Source organism: Achromobacter sp. UMC46 (assembly GCF_014170335.1).
Classification (GTDB): domain Bacteria; phylum Pseudomonadota; class Gammaproteobacteria; order Burkholderiales; family Burkholderiaceae_B; genus Achromobacter.
The window spans coordinates 65,644-87,750 of sequence record NZ_LZZS01000036.1 but is presented as its reverse complement, the minus strand read 5'-3'; the positions used below and the strand labels follow the sequence as shown (position 1 = coordinate 87,750).

Below are 22,107 nucleotides of genomic sequence, written 5' to 3'. Positions count from 1 at the left end.
CCCCTTTTCCGTTGCTGATTACCGATACCGCCATGTCCAACACTCAGAGCACTGAACAGATCGTCGCCGGCATCCAGAGCTGGCTGCAATGCGAATCGCCGTCGAACTTCCCGGACGGCATCGCCGCGATGGCGCGCATCATCGCCGACTACGCCGCCGCCGCCGGCCTGACGGTGGAACTGTCGTCGCTGGGCCCCGCCACCGGCCCGCTGCTCTACGCCACCAACCGCGCCCCCGGCGACACCCGCCCCGGCATCCTGATCCTGGCGCACATGGACACGGTGCATCCGGTGGGCACGCTGCTGGAGAACCCGGTACGCATCGACGGCGACCGCCTTTACGGCCCCGGCAGCTACGACATGAAGGCCGGCATCTACCTGGCGCTGACGGCATTGGCCGGCGTGGCGCGCCCCGGCGCGACGCAACTGCCCGTCGACTTCCTGGTGGTGCCCGACGAAGAAACCGGCAGCCATTCGTCCCGCGTGCACATCGAACGCTTCGCGGCCAACGCCAAGTACGCGCTGGTCTGCGAACCGGCCCGCCCCAACGGTGGCAAGTGCGTGACGGCGCGCAAGGGCACGGGCATGCTGAACCTGAACGTCAAAGGCCGCCCGGCCCACGCCGGCATGCAGCATGAGAAGGGCCGCAGCGCGATCCGCGAAATGGCGCACCAGGTGCTGGCGCTGGAAGCGATGACCGACTACGACCGCGGCATCACGGTCAGCGTCGGCACCATCGCCGGCGGCACCGTCACCAACACCGTGCCGGCCCTGTGCCGTTGCGTGGTGGATTTCCGCGTGCCGGACATGGGCGCGGCCGAAGACGTGCTGCGCCGGATGCGCGAACTGTGCGCGGTAGGTCCGGATGTGGAGCTGGACATCAATGTGGAACTGAACCGTCCGCCGATGGTGAAGACGGAAGCAGCGGCCGCTTTGCTGGCGCTGGTGCAAGGCTATGCGGACCGTGCGGGTTTCCTGCTGGAAGACGCGCCGATGACCGGCGGCGGCAGCGACGCGAACTTCACGTCGGCGATGGGGATCCCGACGTTGGACGGGCTTGGCGCGGATGGCGATGGCGCGCATACGTTGAATGAATATATTCTGGTGTCGACGTTGGAGCAGCGGTTGAAGTTTTGGGAATTGTTGCTTCGGGAATTGGCTTGAGTTCTTTTGTGGCGGTGGTGGTTCTTTAGACGCCCTTCGCGGCGGTCCCCCGGGGCGTGCGGGTCAACGATTGCGGTCCGGAGCCTTCGCTCCGGACTGCCCCCTTGTCATCTTCGTCACTGCCTGCGGCAGTTCCTTCAGATTCCCTCGGGCTTATCGACTCCCCGCACGCCCCGGGGGACCGCCGCGAAGAGCTCTGCCGGCTGAAATCTCACCGCCGCTGGGGAGAACGGTGTGCTTGCGTTCTCGTCAACAATTTTGAGTGGTGGATGATCTTGCGGGGCCCGCTCCCGGCCGGCCGCGCGGGCGGCCTTGGGGAGCTTACGCATCGTCTTGCGTCATGGTGATTGCGCTTCGCATGTGGGTGGCGTTGCGGGAGTTCTTCTCTCGCTTCGTTCGGGTTTGAAGGATCTCGCGGAGTCGTCCCTTGTCGGCCGCGCGGGCGGCCTCGGGGACTTGGCGGCGTCTTGCGTCGTGATGTTGTTGATCGTGCTCCGTAGATTCTATGGTTTGGCGCAAGCCTGGTTGGCGATAAAGCGATTGACGTCGAAGGGTTTGCGCGATTTCCATACGCCGAAGGCGATGCGTAGGAGTTTTCTGGCGATGATGTTTAGGGCCTGTCTTGAGGCCCAGCCCTTGGCTCGTAACGCTGCATAGAGGGGTTTGAAGGCAGCCGTTCGGCTGGCTGAAGTTGCCGCGTTATAGGCAAGGCTTCTCAGGGCCGCATCGCCCTGCTTGCTGAGTTTGCGCAGGCCTTTGTAGGCTCCAGATTCTTTGGGCTTGGGGTCTAGCCCCGCGTAGGCCACCACTGCGTCCGAAGAGGCGAACGGGATGCGGGTTACGGCCGTCACCAGAACGGCCCCATCAAGCGCATCTGCCAACTGCGACAAGGCATCCAACGCGTGCTGGACCTGAACTTGCTATCCCACGTGCTTATGCCGTTCGCTGGACAGGCGCAGCCTCGTCTTGCGATCAATCGGCGGTCACGGCCGCTAGATTCTTAATCGACGTATTTGGCGGGGTGGGATATCTACCGACGTCAGTCCGCTAATGACGGCTGATGGATGGGTGCGTCCCGGTCCCCAGCACCCCCGACGTGAGATCGGTAAGTGCTATAAAAACATACAAGATTCTATGGTCAATGCATGGTTGAAGACCCATTCACGATTGACGATCAAACCGTCAGAAGCGCGACATCGCCGGCCCCCATCACCGGCCTCCCTTTTAGACGGGTGGCGCGCGTACAGGCCTGGCCAAGCAAGCAACTATCTGCCGCGCGCCACCCGTCGCTCCACCTCCCCCACCTGACTGCGGGAACCATTAGCAAACCACTCACCACCAGCGCGCAAGCGACTACCGCCCCGACGCATCAACGATACGTATGCAGAATGCGGCCGCCCGCGCGGCCGCATGAGGCGGGCCCCGAAAATCTCGTGAGTAAACAGCGCTCTAGCAGCGCACAAACCAAGACGGCGCAGCTCGTCGCCGGGGTCGGGTGGGTGGCGCGCAACCTTGATGCGCCCGAGGGAATCTGAAGGCAGCGGCCGCAGGCCGCAACGAAGATGACGAGAGGGCAGTCCGGAGCGAAGGCTCCGGACCGCAATCGTGGGCGCGCGCCACCCACTCGACCCCGACGACGGGCGACCCACGAAGATCTGAACGGCGTCCAACGAAGACCCAAAGTACTCCCCACGAAGATCCCCCGCGCCGCCCCCGCAATCGCCTAGAATCCCCCAATCCCAGTCCAGAAACCCTCGCCATGTCCGCCGCACCCGCACATCAAAGCGCCATCGCCTACGGCCTTGCCACTCTTGCCGCTGACGGCACCGTTCTTGATACCTGGTATCCGCGGCCTTCGCTTGCCGATCACACCCCTGCCGGCGGTACCCGGCATCTGACGCCTGAAGAAGCGCGCGCCGCGCTTGGTGAGCACGTTCCCACCGCCCTCATCCGGGACACCCGCCGCAAAGTCGATATCGTCGCCGTCCGCACCGCGATCCCCTCGCTCGACGAACCGCCTGCCGACGCGCATGACGCCTACCTGCGCCTGCATCTGCTCAGCCATCGGCTGATCCGTCCGCACGACGCCAACCTGGACGGCTTGTTCGGCGTGCTGGCCAATGTCGCGTGGACCTCCGTCGGTCCTTGCGCCGTCGACCAGGTCGACGCCTTGCGCTGGCAACTTCGCGCCACCGGCCAGACCCTGGAGATCCGCGGCATCGACAAGATCCCGCGCATGACCGATTACGTCGTGCCCGGCGGCGTACGCATCGCCGACACCGCGCGCGTGCGGCTGGGCGCGCACCTGTCGCCCGGCACCACCGTGCTGCATGAAGGCTTCTGCAATTTCAACGCCGGCACCCTTGGCGCCTCCATGGTCGAAGGCCGCATCAGCGCGGGCGTCCTCGTCGACGACGGCACCGACATCGGCGGCGGCGCCTCCATCATGGGCACCATGTCGGGCGGCGGCAAGCAAGTGGTCTCCATCGGCAAGCGCTGCCTGCTGGGCGCGAACTCCGGCCTGGGCATTTCGCTGGGCGATGATTGCGTGGTGGAGGCCGGCTGCTACGTCACCGCCGGCACCCGCGTGCTGACACCGGAAGGCGCCGTCGTGAAAGCCCTGCAGCTGGCGGGCCAGCACGGCTTGCTGTTCCGCCGCAACTCGCAGACGGGCGCCGTCGAGTGCCTGGTGCGCACCGCCGCCTGGGGCACCTTGAACCCCGCGCTGCACGCGGGGCATTGAATGGAAAAGGGCCGCTGCAAGCGGCCCTTTCTTCATCCGGGATAAGCCGGCGCGCCCGGCGCCGCTTGGGGTCGTGTCCCGGTCAGGCGTATTCCGCCGTCTGCCCCAACTGGTCGTAAACCAGGTTGACCAACAGGTCCGAGCTCAGGATGCGCGTGGCCAGGCACGAGAACACCGTCTTGCCGTTGTCGTCTTGCAGGGTGACCGTCTCGGTCCAGTCATTCAGGTCGATGCGCTTGAGCGACTCGTAGGGCCAGGTGGCGCCGCCGATATGCAGGCCTTCGGCCGACAGGGCCAGCTCTTGCGTTTCCAGGCCAGGGAATTCGCCGGCCTTCACATAGCGGAACGGAACACGCGCGCCATTGGCGATCATCGCTTCCAGCACCGGCAGGCGCTGCTCGACGTAGCGCGAGCGGAATCCGTCCATGAACACGGGGAATTCGCTGGTGCCGCTGGGCACTACGGTCCAGTCTTCTGCCGCGTCCGTGCGATAGGCCAGGCTGTTGACCGGGCCCGCTGCGGCGTCCGGCCCGGAGGCGAACAGGCAGAGATCCTGGATATCCGCGAAAGCGGCGTATTGGCGCGTGTCGCCCTGCTGGCTGACCACGCCCTTGTCGTGCAATTCAAAGCGAACCGGGGTGCTCCCCGTGTGCGTAAACACCGCCAATGCGTCAGAGGCCTGCGGGGTTTTGCTAGTAGTCATGCAACTTCCTTATTCAGTTAGGGTGCTTTCGCGGCCCAGGACGTCGCAAAGTCATGCGACACGCATTCTCCCCCATATGGGAGATACGTGCTTGATGACCCCTTTTATCGCCGGGCCCGCCTGCGCGGCGTAGGGCCTACTTATCGCGTTTTACGGCGTTTTTACCCTGTGTTCACCTGGCGGTCACTCGCCGGGCGGAATCGGCGCGAACGGATAGTGCGTCACGTCGCCGCGGCCGGCGATGATCGCCGTGGCCTCGGGCACCTCTTCCCAGGCGCCGGGCATCTCGGTCAGCGGCTCGGACAGCAGCAGGAAGGCGTCCTCGTCCAGCGCGGCGATCTGCGGATCTTCGGGATAGAGCTCGCGCAGGTGCCGAACGCAGGTGTTGTGGAACAAGGTGCGCGAATCGGCCTCGCTGGAATAGCGCACCGCGATCAGGCGTTCGCCGTCCAGCGCGCAGACGGTCATGTTGATGGGATGCGTCACGCCATGGCGCCGCCCGGTCTCCTCTACCGCGCCCACCATGCGCGCCAGCGCCGGAATCGGGTCTTCCTCCAGGCCGAACGTCAGCGCCAGCAGGAACATCACCTCGGAATCGGTGGACCCTTCCAGCGACCCGAAATACGCCGGCGCGATCATCAGCATCAGATCGCGGCGCAAGAGCGGATAGTCGCGGATCACGCCGTTGTGCACGAACAGCCACTGCCCGTGCCGGAACGGATGGCAATTGGTTTCCTGCGCAGGCGTATCGGTGGCCGCGCGGATGTGCGCCACGAACAAGGGCGCGTGGATCGCGCGCGCCGCTTCGCGCAGATTGCGGTCGTTCCAGGCCGGATGCACGCTGCGGTAGCGGAACGGCGGCTCCGACGGCCTGTCCGCGGATGGCCGGCCGTACCAGCCCAGCCCGAAACCGTCGCCGTTCGTCGTGGTGGCGCCCAGGCGCGAGTGCAGGCTCTGGTCGATCAGGGAGTGCTTCGCCTTGAACAGCACGCTCTCCATCTGGAGGGGATTACCGGTGTAAGCCAGCCAACGACACATGACGCGCTCCTTCAAGACAGACCTGCCCAGTGTAGGAGCGACCCGCAATTTTCTACAAGCTTGCGCGCCAACGCGGCGGCATAGTGGACTTTTCCCAGTATCAGCCGGAATCTGCCCCCGTGAATACGCCCTCATCCGTCCCCGCCCTGCAACAGGGTTTTTCCAGTGACAACATCGCCGGCGCCAGCCCCGAAGTCTTCGAAGCCCTGATGCGCGCCGGCGCGGGCCAGGCGCCGGCCTATGGCGCGGACGATGGGACGTTGCGCGTGCAACGCAAGCTGGCCGACATCTTCGAACACGACGTGGACGTGCTGCTGGTGCCCACCGGCACCGCCGCCAATTCGATCAGCCTGGCCGCGTTGACCCCGCCCTGGGGCGCGGTGCTGTGCCACGCGCAGGCCCATATCGCCAACGACGAATGCGGCGCGCCGGAGTTCTACACGCACGGCGCGCGGCTCAAGCTGCTGGGCGGCGAGGCCGCCAAGATCGACCCCGCGGAGCTGGCCGTCGAGGCCCGCCGCAAAGTGGGCGACGTGCACTCCGTGCAGCCGTCCTGCGTCAGCATCACGCAGGCCACCGAAACCGGCGGCGTCTATATGCTGGATGAACTCAACGCCATCGGCGCCGTCTGCCGCGACGCCCGCCTGCCCTTGCATATGGACGGTGCGCGCTTTGCGAACGCGCTGGTCAGCCTGGATTGCACGCCCGCGGAAATGACCTGGAAGGCGGGCGTCGAGATCCTGTCGTTCGGCGCCACCAAGAATGGCGTGCTGGGCGCCGAGGCCATCGTGCTGTTCAATCCGGACCGTGCCCGCGAACTGGAATTCCGGCGCAAGCGCGGCGGCCATCTGTTCTCGAAGATGCGGCTGCTGTCGGCGCAGCTGGAAGCGTATCTGGACAACGACCTGTGGCTGCGCAATGCGCGCCAGGCCAACGCCATGGCCGCGCGCCTGGCGGCCGGCATGCAGGGGCTGCCGGGCGTGACGCTGCAAGGCACGGCCGACGCCAATATCCTGTTCTGCCAATTGCCCGCCGCCGCCATCGAAGGCTTGCTGGCCGACGGTTTCCGCTTCTATCACGACCGCTGGGGCCCCGGCGTCGTGCGTCTGGTGACCTCGTTCGCCACGCAGGCGCAGGACGTGGACCACTTCCTGTCCGCGCTGCGCGCACGGGTGTCCTGACGCCTTTGCCGATGCGTCCGCTCTTCGCCTACGCCCCGGGCTGGTAGGCCGAAGGCGGCGCGCCGTAAGCCACGCGGAAAGCGCGGTTGAAGTGGCTCTGATCGTAGAAGCCCACATCCGCCGCCACCTGGGCCACCGACACCTGCGAAGTGGCCAGCGCCGCGCAGGCGCGCTCCAGCCGCAACCGCACCAGCCACGCATGCGGCGTCAAACCGGCGGAATGCGTGAAACGCCGCAGGAACTGGAAGCGGCTCAACCCGCATAGCCCGGCCAGATCGTCCAGCGCGATCTTCTCGCACAGGTGCGTCTGGCAGTAGTCGCGCACCACGCGCAGATGCGCGGCCGACAGACCGCCCTTGATGGCTTCGGGCCGCACGGCGCCGGTCCGCGCGAACAAGGCGCCCATCAGCGCCAGCGATTGCGATTCCTGCGCCAGCGGCGTCGCCGGTGCGCCGGACATCCACGCGCTGTGCAACGCCATGAAACGGGCGGCCAGCGCGGCATCTTCCACCAGCGTGCCGAAGAAGCGTTCATCGGCCGCCGCGCCCGACACCTCTTCGATGAAGCCGCGCATCAGCTCGGCCGACAGGCGGAATGTCTTCAACGTGTAGGAAGCGCCGTAGTCGCCGACGCCCGCGCCGTCGTGGATCTCGCCGGGCGGCATCAAGGCGATGCCCCCGGGGCCCAGCAGGATGCTCTTTCCCCGGAAACTCTGCCGCTGCACGCCCTGCGTGACCAGGCCGATGTGGTAATCGACATGGTAGTGGCGGTCGAACTGGAATTCGCTGAACCGCGCCTGGCCCAGCACCAGACCCGGCGTGCCGGGCACCGGGTGATATCGGACGTCGTCTTTCATGGCGCCGGCTCTCGCGCTACTTCTTCAGCAGCGCCTTCAGCATCGCCATGCGCTCCTTGGGATTCATGGCGGCCGTGGCTTCGTCTTCCTGCACGCGAACGTCCCCCAGCCCCATCTCTTCGATGAAGCGGGACGGTTCCCGCACCAGGTCTTCGCGGGCGCGCCGGCGGCGCTTGCACCAGCTCAGGTTCAGGCTGCGCTGCGCGCGCGTGATGCCCACGTACATCAGACGGCGTTCTTCCTGGATGCGCGTGGCCAGGTTCTCGGCCGCGCGCGCGGGGTCGCCGACCTCGTCGTCCTTGCCCAGGTGGGGCAACAGCCCTTCTTCCACGCCGGCCAGGTACACGTGCGGATACTCCAGGCCCTTGGACGCATGCAGCGTCGACATCTTGACGGCATCAGGCTCGTCTTCCTCGCCGCGCTCCAGCATGGTGACCAGCGCCACGTGCTGGACCAGGTCGAAGAGCGTCATGTTGTCTTCTTCGGCCTTGCGCTTGAGCCAGCCGGTCAGTTCCAGCACGTTCTGCCAGCGCGTCTGCGCGGGGCGTTCTTCGAACAGCTCGAACAAGTGGCGCTCGTACTGGATGGCTTCCACCAGATCGTCCAGGATGGCGCCCGCGGGTTCGGCGGGCGCCGCGTCCTTGCCCGAGGCCGCGCCGCGCCCGGCGCGCCACTGCATGCGGCGGATGAACTCGGCGAAGGTGCGTAGCGGGTCCAGCTGGCGCGGTGCAAGCTGGCTTTCCAGGCCGGTCTCGGCCACCGCCGCCAGCAGCGAGATCTCGCGCGCGGCCGCGTACTGCCCCAGCACCTGCAAGGTCGCCTGGCCGATGCCGCGCTTGGGCGTGGTGGCGGCGCGGATAAATGCGGGATCGTCGTCGTCGTTGGCCAAGAGGCGCAGATACGACAGCACGTCGCGCACTTCGGTCTTGTCGAAAAAGCTCTGCCCGCCCGAGATCGTGTACGGGATCTTCAGGTTGCGCAGCGCCTGCTCCAGGATGCGCGACTGGTGGTTGCTGCGGTACAGGATGGCGAAATCCTTCCACTGGGCCTGGCGCTCGAAGCGCGAGGCCGACACCTTCATGGCGATGGATTCCGCTTCCTGCTCTTCGCCGTCCATCGCCGACACCAGGATCGGTTCGCCCACGCCCAGGTCCGACCACAGCTTCTTCTCGAACAGCTTGGGATTCTTTTCGATGACCTGGTTGGCGGCGGCCAGGATGCGCTGCACCGAGCGGTAGTTCTGCTCCAGCTTGATGAGCTTGATGTTGGGGTAGTCAGTCGTGAGCTTGGCCAGGTTCTCGATCGTGGCGCCGCGCCAGGCGTAGATCGCCTGGTCGTCGTCGCCCACCGCCGTGAACATGGCGCGCGACCCGGTCAGCAGTTGCACCAGGCGGTACTGGCACACGTTGGTGTCCTGGTATTCGTCCACCAGCAGGTAGCGCACGCGGTTCTGCCAGCGCGTGCGCACTTCCTCGTTGCTGGCCAGCAGCAAGGCGGGAATGCGGATCAGGTCGTCGAAATCCACCGCCTGATAGGCGGCCAGCGTGGCGGCGTAGCTGCGGTAGATGTTGGCCGCTTCGACGTCGCCCGGCGTGACGGCTTCGCGCGCGGCGTCGTCAGGCTCCAGCAGCGCGTTCTTCCACAGCGAAATGATGCCCTGCACGTGGCGCAGGCGGGCCTTGTCGGTCGTGGCCAGCAGTTCCTGGATGATGGACATGGCGTCATCGGCGTCCAGGATCGAGAACGTGGGTTTCAGGCCCGCGTTGCGCGCCTCTTCGCGCAGCATCTTCACGCCCAGCGAGTGGAACGTGCTGATGATCAGGCCCTTGGACAGCTTGCGGTCCACCAGCGTCTTCACGCGTTCGTCCATCTCGCGCGCGGCCTTGTTGGTGAAGGTCAGCGCCACCACGTTGCGGCCCATGTAGCCGCATTCGCGCAGCAGATAGGCGATCTTCTGGGTGATCACGCGCGTCTTGCCGCTACCGGCGCCGGCCAGCACCAGGCACGGGCCGTCCAGGTAAAGCACCGCCTCTTTCTGGGCGGGATTCATGCCTTGACCAATAGATTCGCTTGCGGACATTGTGAGTTGGATCGTCATGCATCGCGATCGCCGCAATGCGGATGCGGCCGCCAGGCGCAAGGCCTGCGGCCGCCCGTCAGCGGGCCGGTAATACGCGAGAAAATGGGGACGGGCGCAGCCGCCGATGCGGGCCTGCCGCGCCAGCGCGATAGAGGAAGACGATCATAGAACAATCGGATGGATGGCGCATCGGCAGTTGCCGAAGGCTCAGATCTCCAGCGGATCGACTTCCAGCTGCCAGCGCACGCGCGCCTCGTTGGCGATGTAGGGCAGGTGGTGCGACCACGACGCCAGGAACGCCTGCAAGGCGGGCCGGCTGGCGCTTTCCACCAGCAGCTGCGCGCGTTCGATGTTGGCCACCCGCACCACACGCAGCGGCACCGGGTCGTACAGCATGATCGCGTCCAGCCCGGGGAAATCCGCCGCCCATTCGCCCTCGGGCAGCACCCGCGCACGCTCCAGGAAGGCTTGCGCCACTTTCAGCTCGCGCGCCTCGGCCGTCAGCAGCGCCTGATAGACGAACGGCGGCAGACCAGTGCTTTCGCGTTCGTGCAGCGCATGGCGCGCAAAGCCCGCGTAGTCGTGGCGCAGCAGCGCCTGGTACACGGGCTGCTCGGGGTAGCCGGTCTGGATCAGCACTTCGCCATTGCCCTGGTGACGCCCGGCGCGACCCGCCACCTGCATCAACTGGGCGAACAGGCGTTCGGGTGCGCGGAAGTCGTGCGCGAACAGCATCGAATCGGAATTCAGCACGCCCACCAGCCCCAGCCGCGCGAAGTCGTGGCCCTTGGCCACCATCTGCGTGCCGACCAGGATGTCGACCTCGCCCGCGTGCACCGAGGCGAACAGCGCCTCGGCGCTGCCCTTCTTGCGCGTGCTGTCGGCGTCGATGCGCAAGATGCGCGCACCCGGGAACAACTCGGCAAGGTGTTCTTCGACGCGCTGCGTGCCGCGGCCCATCGGCGCCAGATCCTGGTCGCCGCATTCCGGGCACGCATGCGGCACCGGCGCTTGATAGCCGCAATGGTGGCACTGCAGGCGATGGCCGCGGCCCTCGTTGCGGTGCAGTACGGTGAATGCCGTGCAGCGCGGGCAATTGCTGACCCATGCGCACGACTGGCAATGCAGCACCGGCGAGTAGCCGCGCCGGTTCAGGAAGACCAGCGACTGCTCTTTGCGTTCCAGCCGCTGGCCGATGGCTTCGAGCAGGTGCGGCGACATGCCGTGCTTCATCTGCAGGCGGCGCGTGTCCACCAGCCGCATGGACGGCAGGCTGCTGGAACGCGCCCGCGCCGGCAGCGTCAGGCGCAGATAGCGGCCACGTTCGGCGTGCTGCCAGGTCTCCAGCGACGGCGTGGCCGACCCCAGCACCACGGGGATGTCCAAGTCATGGGCGCGCCATACCGCCAGGTCGCGCGCCGAATAGCGCAGGCCGTCCTGCTGTTTGTAAGACGCATCGTGTTCTTCGTCCACGACGATCAGGCCCAGCTTGCTCAAGGGCGCGAAGATCGACATGCGCGTGCCGAGCAGCATGCGCGCCTCGCCGCGCTGGGCGCGGGCCCAGGCCTGCAGGCGTTCGCCGTCGGACAGGCCGCTGTGCATGACCGCCAGCCCGTCCGGGCCCACCAACGCCTCCAGACGGGCGCGCAACGCGCCTTCCAGCTGCGGGGTCAGATTGATTTCGGGCACCATCAGCAGCACCTGGCGCCCCGCTGCCAGCACGCGTTCGGCGGCCCGCAGATACACCTCGGTCTTGCCGCTGCCCGTCACGCCATGCAGCAGGACGGGCTTGAATCCCGCCAGCGCGCCGATGGCGTCCACGGCAGCGGCCTGCGCCTCGTTCAGTTCGGGCGGCTGATCGGCCTTGGCCGGCGCGCGCGCCGTCTTGCGCTTGCGGTTGTCCAGCCGCGCGACCGGCCCGCCCGCCGACCGCTTGCCCTGGTAGGCGGTGGGTTTGCGCAAGGGCGGCGGCAACGTCGGCAGCATGACCTCGCCCAAGGGCCGTTGGTAATAGTCCGCGGCAAACCGGGCCAGGCGCAGCCAGTCCTCGTCAAAAGGCGGCAGGTCGTCCAGCACTTGTTCGATGGGCCGGATCTGCTTGGGGTCGAAAGACGGCTCGGCCGGGTTCTCCACCACCACGCCGATCATCTTGCGCCGGCCGAACGGCACGATCACCCGCAACCCGACCGGCACGGGCGCGTCGCTGCGGTAATCGAAGGGGCCGGGCAAGGGCACGTCCAGCGCCACGCGCACCCAGCAAACCGCTGCGGGAGTCGTATTCGGCGGCACTTCAGACATGGGGGCTTGGACGGTGCATGGGGCGGGTAGGACCTGGATGGCGGGAAACGGCTTGCGGGAGGCACCACGGGGCAATTGTCGCCCCGATGCGCCGGCTTGCTCCAGCCCCCGCCTGTGGATAACTTTGGGGAAAAGGCTGGAGCAATGTCAAGATTTGGAATATGCGTAGATTTCGTACGCCGTTGCAATCCGGTGGAAAACTTGATTTTTGTTTTTTAAAACAACTACTTATGCAAGCTTCCAAGATTGTAAACTAGCTTCCAAAGGGTTTTCCCCGAGCAAAATCTTGCTGTGCACAAGTGCTTGCCGGGGCCCTCAAACTTCGGCCCTTCGGACCGAAGCGTTCACTCACTTACCCCCTGAGCGAGCGACTGTGTTGGTGGACTTCGTCGACCAATTCCGCTACCGCTTCCGGCGGCGTGAAACGCGAAATGCCGTGGCCCAGGTTGAACACGTGGCCGCCCTTGCCCACCGGCCCGAAAGCGTCCAGCACGCGGCGGGCTTCCGTGCGGATGGCGGACGCGCCGCCGAACAGCGCCATTGGGTCCAGGTTGCCCTGGAAGGCCACGGAATCACCCGTGCGGCGGCGGGCCGCGGCCAGGTCCACCGTCCAGTCCAGCCCTACCGCGTCGCAGCCGCAAGCCGCGATCTGCTCCAGCCACTGGCCGCCGCCCTTGGTGAAGACAATGACCGGAACGCGCCGGCCTTCGTGTTCGCGGGTCAGGCCGGCCACGACTCTCTTCGTGTACGCCAGCGAAAACTGCTGGAACAGGCCGTCGGCCAGCACGCCGCCCCAGCTGTCGAACAGCATGACGGCCTGCGCGCCGGCGGCGATCTGCGCATTCAAGTACTGCAGCGTGGCTTCGGCGTTGATTTCCAGGATGCGGTGCAGCAGATCCGGACGCGAATACAGCATCGTCTTGATCAGCCGGTAGTCGTCGCTGCCCTGCCCTTCGACCATGTAGCAGGCGATGGTGAACGGGCTGCCGGCAAAGCCGATCAGCGGCACCTTGCCGTCCAGTTCACGGCGGATCACGCTGACCGCGTCGAACACGTAGCGCAGCTTGTCCATGTCGGGCACGGCCAGGCGTGCCACGTCTTCCTCGGTGCGTACCGGGCGGGCGAAGCGCGGGCCTTCGCCTTCAGCGAAGTCCAGGCCCAGGCCCATCGCGTGCGGCACGGTCAGGATGTCCGAGAACAGGATGGCGGCATCCAGGTCGAAACGCTCAAGCGGCTGCAATGTGACTTCCATCGCGTAGTCCGGGTTCTGAGCCAGGCCCATGAAAGAGCCCGCCCGGGCGCGCGTCGCGCGGTATTCGGGCAGGTAGCGACCCGCCTGGCGCATCAGCCAGATCGGGGTATAGGGCACGGGCTCGCGCAGGAGCGCGCGCAAGAACACATCGTTCTTCAAACTGGAAGCAGACACGACTATCCTCGATGATCGGAAGCCGTGATTTTACTTCCCCCAAGCTGACAAGGCGCGCCCCGTGGCTGGACCGCGCTTGTCTGGGCGCAAGTCGGGGGCAGTTCAATCCTCCAACCTGCGCGCCAGCGCCGCCTGCCGGTAGGGCGCGGCCTCGATGCCGTGCTTGCGCATCAGCGCCCAAAAGGCGCGCCGGTGCTTGGCGCAGGCCCGCGCCGCCTGGGCCACGTTGCCCCCGTGGCGCGACAGGGCGTGGCGGATGTAGTCCCGCTCGAAGCCGTCCACCACCAGGGATTTCGCCACGCGAAACGGTTCCAGCGCCGGCAGGCGCCGCACGCCGCGCGCGTCCCGGGGGTCCAGCGTATCGCTTGTGCCCCACATTTCCCTCGCGCCCCGGCTTTCCCGCATGCCGGCCAACGCCTGTTCGACGAACGCCGCCGGAACGCGGGGCCGGGTTGAGCGGGGCAGCCCTGGCCACCCGTGAGCCGCCGCCGCGTCGGATCCCCGGTAGCTGGCGGCGGGTTCCTGCACGGCGACGCGCGCCGGATGGCGCCACGCCGCCGGCCGTGCCATCCGACCAACACGCACCCGCACGCTTTCCAGGCAGGCCGGTTGCGCGATGAAATCCGCCGCACCCAGGCCCAGCAGGTCTTCGATGGCGGGGGCTTTCATGTCGTCCATCAACAGCAGCACAGGGGTCGTCAACGCGGCGCCCGCCTGAGCCAGGGCCATGCGCGCCCAGGCGGCCGTGGCCGGCGTCACGGGCAGGATGCAGCCGTCGTACCGCCTGAGCTGCACCGCCAGGCGCGCCAGCGCCTGCACATCGGGGGCTTGTACTTCAGGGGCTTGCACATCAGGAGCCTGCGCATCAGGGCCCCGCAACGGCACCAGATGCAGCCGGATCCGCGCCAGCCGGGCTTGATGCCGGGCCACCCAATCGCGCATGGCGTTTTCGTGGCCGGGTGCAAGTAAAACCCCGCAATCCAGGACGTCTCGCACGCTTCCTCCTTTGGCTTTCCAGGCAAAGTTGAAGGCTACTGTCGCGGCACCCGCGCCGCCATTCGTGTCGAACGCATTGCGGTCGCCCGACAGGCACGGCAACGGCTTGCCGACAAATACCGCGCGGGCATGAAAAAAGCGGCCTTAGGGCCGCTTTTTTCAATCCGGGGCGAACCCCGGGCACCGCTTTGCCGCTTAGTGCGAACGACCGCCTTGACGCAGCTTGCGCGCCGCGATGGCTTGCGCAGCCAGCATGGCGAGTTCCGCTTCGACGACAGCGATGTCAGCCTTGTCCTTGGCGTTCGCCAGGGCCTCTTCGGCCTTCTTGCGAGCTTCCAGGGCGCGGGCTTCGTCCAGGTCGGAGGCACGGATAGCCGTGTCGGCCAGAACCGTCACGCTGCCCGGCTGCACTTCCAGAATGCCCCCGGCGACGAAGATGTTTTCCTCGCCTTGGTCGGCACGAACGATCTTGACCGTCCCGGGGCGTATGCGCGAAATCAGCGGGGTGTGGCCGGGCAGAATGCCCAGTTCACCCGCTTCGCCAGGCAGCACCACGAACTTCGCCTCACCGGAGAAGATCGCTTCCTCTGCGCTGACGACATCCACATGCAGGGTAGCCATATCGGTTCCTTATTGCAGTTTCTTGGCCTTCTCGAAGGCCTCGTCGATCGAACCGACCATGTAGAAGGCCTGTTCCGGCAGGGAATCGCACTCGCCGTCCACGATCATCTTGAAACCACGGATGGTTTCCGACAGCGGGACGTACTTGCCGGGCGAGCCCGTGAACACTTCAGCGACGTGGAACGGCTGCGACAGGAAGCGCTGGATCTTACGAGCGCGGGCCACGGCCTGCTTGTCGTCGGGCGACAGTTCGTCCATACCCAGAATCGCGATGATGTCGCGCAGTTCCTTGTAGCGCTGCAGCGTCTGCTGCACGCCGCGGGCGACCGCGTAGTGCTCTTCGCCGACGACTTGCGGGTCGAGCTGGCGGCTGGACGAATCCAGCGGATCCACGGCCGGGTAGATACCCAGGGACGCGATGTCGCGCGACAGCACGACGGTGGAGTCCAAATGCTGGAAGGTCGTGGCAGGCGACGGGTCGGTCAAGTCATCCGCAGGGACGTACACGGCCTGGATCGAGGTGATCGAGCCCGTCTTGGTCGACGTGATGCGCTCTTGCAGCTTGCCCATTTCTTCAGCCAGCGTGGGCTGGTAGCCCACGGCCGACGGCATACGGCCCAGCAGTGCGGACACTTCCGTACCGGCCAGCGTGTAGCGGTAGATGTTGTCCACGAAGAACAGGATGTCGCGGCCTTCGTCACGGAACTTCTCGGCCATCGTCAGGCCGGTCAGTGCCACGCGCAGACGGTTGCCCGGGGGTTCGTTCATCTGGCCGAACACCATCGCGACCTTGTCCAGAACGTTCGACTCTTCCATTTCGTGGTAGAAGTCATTGCCTTCGCGGGTACGCTCACCCACGCCGGCAAACACCGACAAACCGCTGTGCTGCTTGGCGATGTTGTTGATGAGTTCCATCATGTTCACGGTCTTGCCCACGCCGGCGCCGCCGAACAGGCCGACCTTGCCGCCCTTTGCGAACGGGCACACCAAGTCAATAACCTTGATGCCGGTTTCCAGCAGTTCCACCGACGGCGACAGTTCGTCGAAGCGGGGAGCGTTCTGGTGGATGCCACGCTTTTCTTCGTGTTGGATCGGGCCGGCTTCGTCGATGGGACGACCCAGCACGTCCATGATGCGGCCCAGCGTGCCGGTGCCGACCGGCACCGAGATCGGGGCGCCCGTGCCGTTGACCTTCATGCCGCGGCGCAGGCCGTCGCTGGAGCCCAGCGCAATGGTACGCACCACGCCGTCGCCCAACTGTTGCTGCACTTCCAGCGTCAGGCCCTTTTCGGCGAACGAGGAGGTCTCGTCGTCGGCCAGGGTAAGCGCTTCATAGATCTTGGGCATGTGATCGCGGGGGAACTGAATATCCACCACGGCGCCGATGCACTGAACGATGGTTCCGTTGCTCATGTCGATTCCTTGCTTGATAGCTTTAGATGGGAGCTGCCTGCCTTAAACGGCGGCAGCGCCCCCTACGATTTCCGAAATTTCTTTGGTGATCGCGGCCTGACGGGTCTTGTTGTAGACCAGTTGCAGCTCTCCGATGACCTTCTTGGCGTTGTCCGACGCCGCCTTCATGGCGACCATCCGGGCCGACTGCTCCGAAGCCATGTTCTCGGCCACGGCTTGATACAGCAGGCCTTCAACGTAACGCTGCAGCAGGTCGTCGATCACGCTACGGGCGTCGGGTTCGTAGATGTAATCCCAGCTGTAGTCCGACTTCACTTCCGACGTCTTGGCCAGGCTTTCAGCACCCGTTTGGTACGGATCTTCCAAACCACTGGCCAACGGCAGCAGACGCAAGAACAACGGCTCCTGCTTCATCGTGTTGACGAAGCGGGTCGAAGCCACGTACAGCGCGTCGATGCGGCCATCCAGGTAGGCGTCCAGCTGCACCTTGATCGCGCCCAGCAGGCGGTCCAGTTGCGGCTTGTCGCCCAGTTGCACTTCCTGGGAAACCAGTTTGGCGCCGATACGGGTCAGCACACCCACGCCCTTATTGCCGAAAGCGGTCGCTTGCACGGCGATGCCGTTTTTCTCGAACTCTCTCAGCTTGCCCAACGTCACGCGAGTGATGTTGGTGTTCAAGCCGCCGCACAAACCCTTGTCAGTCGTCACCATGACCACGCCGACCGCTTTGATTTCGCGTTCGACCAGGTACGGGTGGCTGTACTCGGGGTTGGCCTGCATCAGGTGCGCAGCAATCTCGCGCACCTTGGTGGCGTACGGACGACCAGCACGCATCCGTTCCTGCGCCTTGCGCATTTTGGATGCGGCGACCATTTCCATCGCCTTGGTGATCTTGCGCGTGTTTTGCACGCTCTTGATCTTGGTTCGGATTTCCTTAATTCCGGGCATTGCGCTTTCCTGTGAAGACTGGCCGATGGGTTCCGCTCACGCCTCAACCATCCGGTAAGGATGGGTGAGGCGTTGCAGACGCCTAACCCATCACTTTCTTAAAAAGCACCGTGCTTCTTGAATTCCTGAACGGCGGTGGCCAGTTCGGCCTCGTCGTCCTTGGACAGTTCCTTGGTGTCTTCGATGCGTTGGATCATGGCCGCATGCTTGGCCTTCAACTGATCCTTCAGCGACTTCTCGAACGACAGCACTTGGGCCACGTCCACGTCATCCAGGTAGCCGTTGTTGACCGTGTACAGCGTGACGGCCAGTTCCCACACTTGCAGCGGCTGGTATTGCGGCTGCTTGAGCAGTTCCACCACGCGCTTGCCGCGTTCCAGCTGGCGACGGGTCGCGTCGTCCAGGTCGGAAGCGAACTGCGCGAAGGCGGCCAGTTCACGGTACTGCGCCAAGTCGGTACGGATACCGCCGGACAGCTTCTTGACGACCTTGGTCTGCGCAGCGCCACCCACACGCGACACCGAGATACCGGCGTTGATTGCGGGGCGGACACCGGCGTTGAACAGGTCGGTTTCCAGGAAGATCTGGCCGTCGGTGATCGAGATCACGTTGGTCGGAACGAAGGCGGACACGTCGCCGGCTTGCGTTTCGATGATCGGCAGCGCGGTCAGCGAACCGGTCTTGCCCTTGACGGCGCCGTTGGTGAACTTCTCGACGTAGTCTTCGTTCACGCGGGCAGCACGTTCCAGCAGGCGCGAGTGCAGGTAGAACACGTCGCCCGGGTAGGCTTCGCGGCCCGGCGGACGGCGCAGCAGCAGCGACACTTGGCGATAGGCCCAGGCTTGCTTGGTCAGATCGTCATAAACGATCAGGGCGTCTTCGCCGCGATCGCGGAAGTATTCGCCCATCGTGCAACCGGCGTAGGCGGCCAGGTATTGCATGGCGGCGGAGTCGGAAGCCGAAGCGGCCACGACGATGGTGTATTCCATCGCGCCGTGCTCTTCCAGCTTGCGGACCACGTTGTTGATCGTGGAAGCCTTCTGGCCGATAGCGACGTACACGCAGGTGACGCCCTTGCCCTTCTGGCTGATGATCGTGTCGACAGCGACGGCAGTCTTGCCGGTCTGGCGGTCGCCAATGATCAGTTCGCGCTGGCCGCGGCCGATCGGCACCATCGAGTCGATAGCCTTGATGCCGGTTTGCAGCGGTTGCGACACCGAGCGGCGGGCGATAACGCCAGGCGCCACTTTTTCGATGATGTCGGTTTCCTTGGCGTTGACCGGACCCTTGCCGTCGATCGGCTCGCCCAGCGTGTTGACCACGCGGCCTTTCAGTTCCGGACCGACCGGGACTTCCAGAATGCGGCCGGTCGTCTTGACCTGGTCGCCTTCGGAGATGCCGGTGTAGTCACCGAGGATAACGGCGCCGACGGAATCACGCTCGAGGTTGAGCGCCAGACCGAAAACGTTGTTGGGAAATTCGAGCATTTCGCCCTGCATCACATCGGACAAGCCGTGGATGCGGGTAATACCGTCGGTCACGGACACGACGGTGCCCTGAGTACGGACATCAGCCGAAGCGCCCAGGCCCTCGATGCGGCTCTTGAGCAGTTCGCTGATCTCGGAGGGATTGAGTTGCATATTGACTCCTGGAATCCTGTTAGTTGCCTTAAGCGGCGAGCTGATCGCGCATGCGGACCAATTGGGCTTGTACGGAAGTATCGAGCACCTGGTCGCCGACAGCCACGCGCACGCCGCCGATCAACGACTTGTCGACGGTGACGTTGGGCTTGAGCTTGAGGCCGAATTTTTGTTCGAGCGCGGCAACCAGTTCTTTGACCTGGTCGTCGCTCAGTTCGAACGCGCTGGTAATTTCCGCCTGCGCCGTGCCCTCGTGACGATTCCGCAGCACCACGAATTGCGTGGCGATGTCGGGCAGCAGCAGCAGTCGGTCGTTTTCAACCAGCAGCTCGATGAAATTACGGGCGGCCTGCGGCAGTTCGGCCTTGATCAGGCCGGAAAACAGCTCAACGCGCTGCTTGTCGCCCAGACGCGGGTCGGCCATGGCCTCGCGCACGTCGGGGTTGGAGGCGACCTGCGACATTTCGCTGACCAGGTCGGCCCAAGCCGGCAAGCCGGCCTTGTCGTCGCGCGCTGCGCTGAAGAGCGCTTCAGCGTAGGGCCGGGCAACAGTGGAAAGTTCAGCCATGACGGTCCCGGATTAAAGCTGCGCGCGAAGCTGGTTCAGCAGCTCGGCGTGGGCGCGGGCGTCAACCTCGCGCTTGAGGATCTGTTCAGCACCCTTGACAGCCAACGCGGCAACGTCGTCGCGCAGCGAGTCACGAGCGCGCTGGACTTCCTGCGCGGCATCTTGAGCTGCTTGAGCCACGATACGGGCGCGTTCAGCTTCCGCTTCACGGCGGGCTTGCTCGATCAGGGAGGCGGCTTGCTTTTCGGCCTCGATGATGCGGGCGTGGTTTTCGGACTTGGCAGAAGCCTCGATAAGACTGACACGCGCCTGGGCTTGAGCCAAGTCGGCTTTGCCCTTCTCGGCGGCGGCAAGGCCGTCGGCGATTTTTTGGCGGCGCTCGTCCATCGCCTTCGTCAGAGGAGGCCACACGAATTTCATCGTGAACCAGCCCAGAACGAAGAACACGAGCATCTGGAAAATGATCGTCGCGTTCAGATTCACGGTCGTTCCTTTAACACCTTGCGGCTCCGACCGCACCCGGAAAGGGGCGTCACGGAGCACTCGATACTGTGCTGACCGGCGACGGGACTTGCGCCCACATCGCCGCCAGCGTCATGACCCGCCTATTCGCCGGCGGGCGCTGCCTTATCCGACGAACGGGTTGGCGAAGGCGAACAGCATGGCAATACCCACGCCGATCAGGAATGCCGCGTCGATCAGGCCAGCCAGCAGGAACATCTTCGTTTGCAGAGCGTTCATCAGCTCAGGCTGACGAGCCGAAGCTTCCAGATACTTGCCGCCCATCAGTGCGATGCCGATGCAAGCGCCGATAGCACCCAAACCGATGATGAGACCGCAAGCGAGGGCAACGAAAGCGACGTTGGTCATGACAACTCCTTGGTTAGAAATCTGAAGTCAAAAATTGAAAAATAAGGGGTACAGCTCAATGCAAGATAATCTTGCTATCCCACGCTGGCCGGGTGGCCAGCGCAAGAAATTCGGGGGATCAGTGGCCTTCGTGTGCCTGGCCGAGATACACCAGCGTCAGCATCATGAAGATGAAGGCCTGCAGCAGAACGATCAGGATGTGGAAGATCGCCCAGATGGAGCCGGCCAGGATGTGGCCGATTCCCAAGCCGATGCTGGCACCGTTGAAGCCGGTCCAGGCGCCGCCCAAGAGGGCAATCAGCATGAAAATCAGTTCGCCGGCGAACATGTTGCCGAACAACCGCATGCCCAGCGACACGGACTTGGCGGCGTATTCGATCAGGTTCAGCAGCAGGTTGAACGGGGCCAGCACGACGGCGGCCAGGCCATGCGCATGGAACGGCGCAGTGAACAGTTCTTTGACGAAGCCGCCCGGGTGCTTGATCTTGATGCCGTAATAGAACATCAACAGCAGCACGCCCAGCGACATGCCCATCGGCACGTTCAGGTCGGCCGTCGGCAGAATGCGGTGGTAGTACAGGGGATCGCCGTGCTCGGCACCCAGGCCGGTCAGGCGCCAGATGGAGGGCAACAGGTCAACCGGCAGCAAGTCGAGCGCGTTCATCAGGATGATCCAGAGGAACACGGTCAGCGCCAGCGGGGCGATGAAAAGACGGCTTTTGGCGTTGTGGACGATGCCCTTGGCCTGGTCGTCGACCATGTCGACGATCATTTCCACGAATGCCTGGAAGCGGGTCGGCACGCCACTGGTGGCGCGGCGAGCAGCGCGCCACAGGAAGAAAATGACGATCAGGCCCATCAGGCCGGACCAGAACAACGAGTCGTAATTGATGATGTCGAACTGAGCAATTGCGCTCTGTTTCTCACCGGTATTGTTCAGGTGCACCAAGTGATGCTGAATATACGCGGACTGAGGCGACACGTCGCTGGCAGCAGCCATTTGAATCCTACCCTATTTGCTGTATGCCCGGCCCTTGCGAGCCGGACGATTCCACGATCACGTTTGCCGCTACTTACTACTCGGCGCTAAGACAACTTGCGGAACATCAAGAGCAGGAGGTAGCCCTTCAATGTGAGTATCAGACCGAGCAATGCGGCGGGCCACACCAGGGTGTCCTGCGCCACACGCGAAAGCCCCCACAACAGCAACGCCGTTGCGAACAACTTGATCAACTCACCAGAGAGAAAGGTAAAGGGATTGGTGCGACCGGCCCGAACGCTGACAACCAGGCGCAATGCGAACAACGCATTGGGTATGAAATACGCTCCCGCCCCCGCCAGCGCCGACCAACCCGCCGCCGCCCCTCCGACAACCCCCGCAATTACTGCCGCTGCGAGCCCCATGGCGCCTTGCGCCGCCAATGCCAACAGGAGCCCGCGGCTAGCTTGAGCATCCAGCGCCGCGCGATCCGCGTCGCTAAGAACCAGAACCTTGTCCATCTCGTCCTGGTCCAACAAACCCTGTTGCACATGTTGCATCGAGTTCTGCTGCATCAAACTTCC

The 22,107-nt window shown here is 64.8% G+C and carries 20 protein-coding genes; 3 read left to right on the top strand and 17 right to left on the bottom strand.

Features of this window, described 5'->3' with window-relative positions; all coding sequences use genetic code 11:
* Positions 1 to 32 precede the first annotated feature (32 nt).
* The gene (locus tag A9973_RS25720; RefSeq protein WP_183016457.1) at positions 33 to 1,163 is read left to right on the top strand and encodes a M20 family metallopeptidase; all 1,131 of its coding nucleotides are present in this window, start codon (positions 33 to 35) and stop codon (positions 1,161 to 1,163) included.
* A gap of 503 nt (positions 1,164 to 1,666) precedes the next feature.
* Here A9973_RS25720 and A9973_RS25715 read toward each other — a convergent pair.
* Complete coding sequence (locus A9973_RS25715) at positions 1,667 to 2,053, bottom strand: transposase (protein ID WP_183016456.1); 387 nt, start codon at positions 2,051 to 2,053, stop codon at positions 1,667 to 1,669.
* A gap of 869 nt (positions 2,054 to 2,922) precedes the next feature.
* Here A9973_RS25715 and dapD point away from each other — a divergent pair.
* Positions 2,923 to 3,906, top strand: coding sequence for a 2,3,4,5-tetrahydropyridine-2,6-dicarboxylate N-succinyltransferase (gene dapD / locus A9973_RS25710; RefSeq protein ID WP_183016455.1), 984 nt, complete (start codon positions 2,923 to 2,925; stop codon positions 3,904 to 3,906).
* 82 nt (positions 3,907 to 3,988) lie between these two features.
* Here dapD and A9973_RS25705 read toward each other — a convergent pair whose 3' ends face one another.
* Together A9973_RS25705 and A9973_RS25700 are read right to left on the bottom strand one after the other, a co-directional pair.
* Entirely contained in the window at positions 3,989 to 4,609 is a 621-nt protein-coding gene (locus A9973_RS25705; RefSeq protein ID WP_183016454.1) for a hypothetical protein, read from the bottom strand.
* 183 nt (positions 4,610 to 4,792) lie between these two features.
* Entirely contained in the window at positions 4,793 to 5,647 is an 855-nt protein-coding gene (locus A9973_RS25700) for a class II glutamine amidotransferase (protein WP_183016453.1), read from the bottom strand.
* Positions 5,648 to 5,766: 119 nt separating this feature from the next.
* Here A9973_RS25700 and A9973_RS25695 point away from each other — a divergent pair, with 119 nt between their 5' ends.
* The gene (locus A9973_RS25695; protein ID WP_183016452.1) at positions 5,767 to 6,828 is read left to right on the top strand and encodes a low specificity L-threonine aldolase; all 1,062 of its coding nucleotides are present in this window, start codon (positions 5,767 to 5,769) and stop codon (positions 6,826 to 6,828) included.
* Positions 6,829 to 6,856: 28 nt separating this feature from the next.
* Here A9973_RS25695 and A9973_RS25690 read toward each other — a convergent pair whose 3' ends face one another.
* From A9973_RS25690 to A9973_RS25625, 14 genes are all read right to left on the bottom strand, one after another.
* On the bottom strand, positions 6,857 to 7,684 hold the full coding sequence (locus tag A9973_RS25690; protein ID WP_183016451.1) for an AraC family transcriptional regulator: 828 nt from the start codon (positions 7,682 to 7,684) through the stop codon (positions 6,857 to 6,859).
* A gap of 16 nt (positions 7,685 to 7,700) precedes the next feature.
* A complete protein-coding gene (locus tag A9973_RS25685; protein ID WP_183016688.1) occupies positions 7,701 to 9,764 on the bottom strand; it encodes a UvrD-helicase domain-containing protein in 2,064 nt (687 codons plus the stop codon).
* Between the two features lie 207 nt (positions 9,765 to 9,971).
* Complete coding sequence (locus A9973_RS25680; protein ID WP_183016450.1) at positions 9,972 to 12,062, bottom strand: primosomal protein N'; 2,091 nt, start codon at positions 12,060 to 12,062, stop codon at positions 9,972 to 9,974.
* Positions 12,063 to 12,414: 352 nt separating this feature from the next.
* Positions 12,415 to 13,488 (bottom strand): uroporphyrinogen decarboxylase, encoded by a 1,074-nt coding sequence (gene hemE, locus A9973_RS25675; protein ID WP_183016449.1) that lies wholly within the window; start codon positions 13,486 to 13,488, stop codon positions 12,415 to 12,417.
* A 102-nt stretch (positions 13,489 to 13,590) separates the two neighbouring features.
* Complete coding sequence (locus tag A9973_RS25670; RefSeq protein ID WP_183016448.1) at positions 13,591 to 14,430, bottom strand: helix-turn-helix domain-containing protein; 840 nt, start codon at positions 14,428 to 14,430, stop codon at positions 13,591 to 13,593.
* A 249-nt stretch (positions 14,431 to 14,679) separates the two neighbouring features.
* Positions 14,680 to 15,105: a F0F1 ATP synthase subunit epsilon gene (locus A9973_RS25665; RefSeq protein WP_105559610.1), complete on the bottom strand. Its 426-nt coding sequence runs from the start codon at positions 15,103 to 15,105 to the stop codon at positions 14,680 to 14,682.
* A gap of 9 nt (positions 15,106 to 15,114) precedes the next feature.
* Positions 15,115 to 16,518 (bottom strand): F0F1 ATP synthase subunit beta, encoded by a 1,404-nt coding sequence (gene atpD, locus A9973_RS25660; RefSeq protein WP_183016447.1) that lies wholly within the window; start codon positions 16,516 to 16,518, stop codon positions 15,115 to 15,117.
* Between the two features lie 42 nt (positions 16,519 to 16,560).
* Complete coding sequence (gene atpG / locus A9973_RS25655; protein ID WP_183016446.1) at positions 16,561 to 17,466, bottom strand: F0F1 ATP synthase subunit gamma; 906 nt, start codon at positions 17,464 to 17,466, stop codon at positions 16,561 to 16,563.
* A 98-nt stretch (positions 17,467 to 17,564) separates the two neighbouring features.
* The gene (gene atpA / locus A9973_RS25650; protein WP_088591228.1) at positions 17,565 to 19,106 is read right to left on the bottom strand and encodes a F0F1 ATP synthase subunit alpha; all 1,542 of its coding nucleotides are present in this window, start codon (positions 19,104 to 19,106) and stop codon (positions 17,565 to 17,567) included.
* A gap of 28 nt (positions 19,107 to 19,134) precedes the next feature.
* Positions 19,135 to 19,674, bottom strand: a complete 540-nt coding sequence (locus tag A9973_RS25645; RefSeq protein WP_006227274.1) for a F0F1 ATP synthase subunit delta — start codon at positions 19,672 to 19,674, stop codon at positions 19,135 to 19,137.
* Positions 19,675 to 19,686: 12 nt separating this feature from the next.
* Positions 19,687 to 20,157 carry a F0F1 ATP synthase subunit B gene (locus A9973_RS25640; RefSeq protein ID WP_006227275.1) on the bottom strand — a complete coding sequence of 157 codons (471 nt, stop codon included), beginning with the start codon at positions 20,155 to 20,157 and terminating at the stop codon, positions 19,687 to 19,689.
* 144 nt (positions 20,158 to 20,301) lie between these two features.
* Complete coding sequence (gene atpE, locus A9973_RS25635; protein ID WP_003815363.1) at positions 20,302 to 20,544, bottom strand: F0F1 ATP synthase subunit C; 243 nt, start codon at positions 20,542 to 20,544, stop codon at positions 20,302 to 20,304.
* A 118-nt stretch (positions 20,545 to 20,662) separates the two neighbouring features.
* The gene (atpB, locus tag A9973_RS25630) at positions 20,663 to 21,544 is read right to left on the bottom strand and encodes a F0F1 ATP synthase subunit A (protein ID WP_183016445.1); all 882 of its coding nucleotides are present in this window, start codon (positions 21,542 to 21,544) and stop codon (positions 20,663 to 20,665) included.
* Positions 21,545 to 21,630: 86 nt separating this feature from the next.
* Positions 21,631 to 22,044, bottom strand: coding sequence for an ATP synthase subunit I (locus tag A9973_RS25625; RefSeq protein ID WP_183016687.1), 414 nt, complete (start codon positions 22,042 to 22,044; stop codon positions 21,631 to 21,633).
* Positions 22,045 to 22,107: the final 63 nt, after the last annotated feature.

What these genes read in the sequence shown, in the direction of transcription:
- A9973_RS25720 (WP_183016457.1), top strand. Translation starts at nt 33, where the DNA reads ATGTCCAACACTCAGAGCACTGAACAGATCGTCGCCGGCATCCAGAGC.
- dapD (WP_183016455.1), top strand. Translation starts at nt 2,923, where the DNA reads ATGTCCGCCGCACCCGCACATCAAAGCGCCATCGCCTACGGCCTTGCC.
- A9973_RS25705 (WP_183016454.1), bottom strand. Translation starts at nt 4,609, where the DNA reads ATGACTACTAGCAAAACCCCGCAGGCCTCTGACGCATTGGCGGTGTTT.
- A9973_RS25700 (WP_183016453.1), bottom strand. Translation starts at nt 5,647, where the DNA reads ATGTGTCGTTGGCTGGCTTACACCGGTAATCCCCTCCAGATGGAGAGC.
- A9973_RS25690 (WP_183016451.1), bottom strand. Translation starts at nt 7,684, where the DNA reads ATGAAAGACGACGTCCGATATCACCCGGTGCCCGGCACGCCGGGTCTG.
- A9973_RS25685 (WP_183016688.1), bottom strand. Translation starts at nt 9,764, where the DNA reads ATGTCCGCAAGCGAATCTATTGGTCAAGGCATGAATCCCGCCCAGAAA.
- A9973_RS25680 (WP_183016450.1), bottom strand. Translation starts at nt 12,062, where the DNA reads ATGTCTGAAGTGCCGCCGAATACGACTCCCGCAGCGGTTTGCTGGGTG.
- A9973_RS25670 (WP_183016448.1), bottom strand. Translation starts at nt 14,430, where the DNA reads ATGCGCGATTGGGTGGCCCGGCATCAAGCCCGGCTGGCGCGGATCCGG.
- A9973_RS25665 (WP_105559610.1), bottom strand. Translation starts at nt 15,105, where the DNA reads ATGGCTACCCTGCATGTGGATGTCGTCAGCGCAGAGGAAGCGATCTTC.
- atpD (WP_183016447.1), bottom strand. Translation starts at nt 16,518, where the DNA reads ATGAGCAACGGAACCATCGTTCAGTGCATCGGCGCCGTGGTGGATATT.
- atpG (WP_183016446.1), bottom strand. Translation starts at nt 17,466, where the DNA reads ATGCCCGGAATTAAGGAAATCCGAACCAAGATCAAGAGCGTGCAAAAC.
- atpA (WP_088591228.1), bottom strand. Translation starts at nt 19,106, where the DNA reads ATGCAACTCAATCCCTCCGAGATCAGCGAACTGCTCAAGAGCCGCATC.
- A9973_RS25645 (WP_006227274.1), bottom strand. Translation starts at nt 19,674, where the DNA reads ATGGCTGAACTTTCCACTGTTGCCCGGCCCTACGCTGAAGCGCTCTTC.
- atpE (WP_003815363.1), bottom strand. Translation starts at nt 20,544, where the DNA reads ATGACCAACGTCGCTTTCGTTGCCCTCGCTTGCGGTCTCATCATCGGT.
- atpB (WP_183016445.1), bottom strand. Translation starts at nt 21,544, where the DNA reads ATGGCTGCTGCCAGCGACGTGTCGCCTCAGTCCGCGTATATTCAGCAT.
- A9973_RS25625 (WP_183016687.1), bottom strand. Translation starts at nt 22,044, where the DNA reads ATGGACAAGGTTCTGGTTCTTAGCGACGCGGATCGCGCGGCGCTGGAT.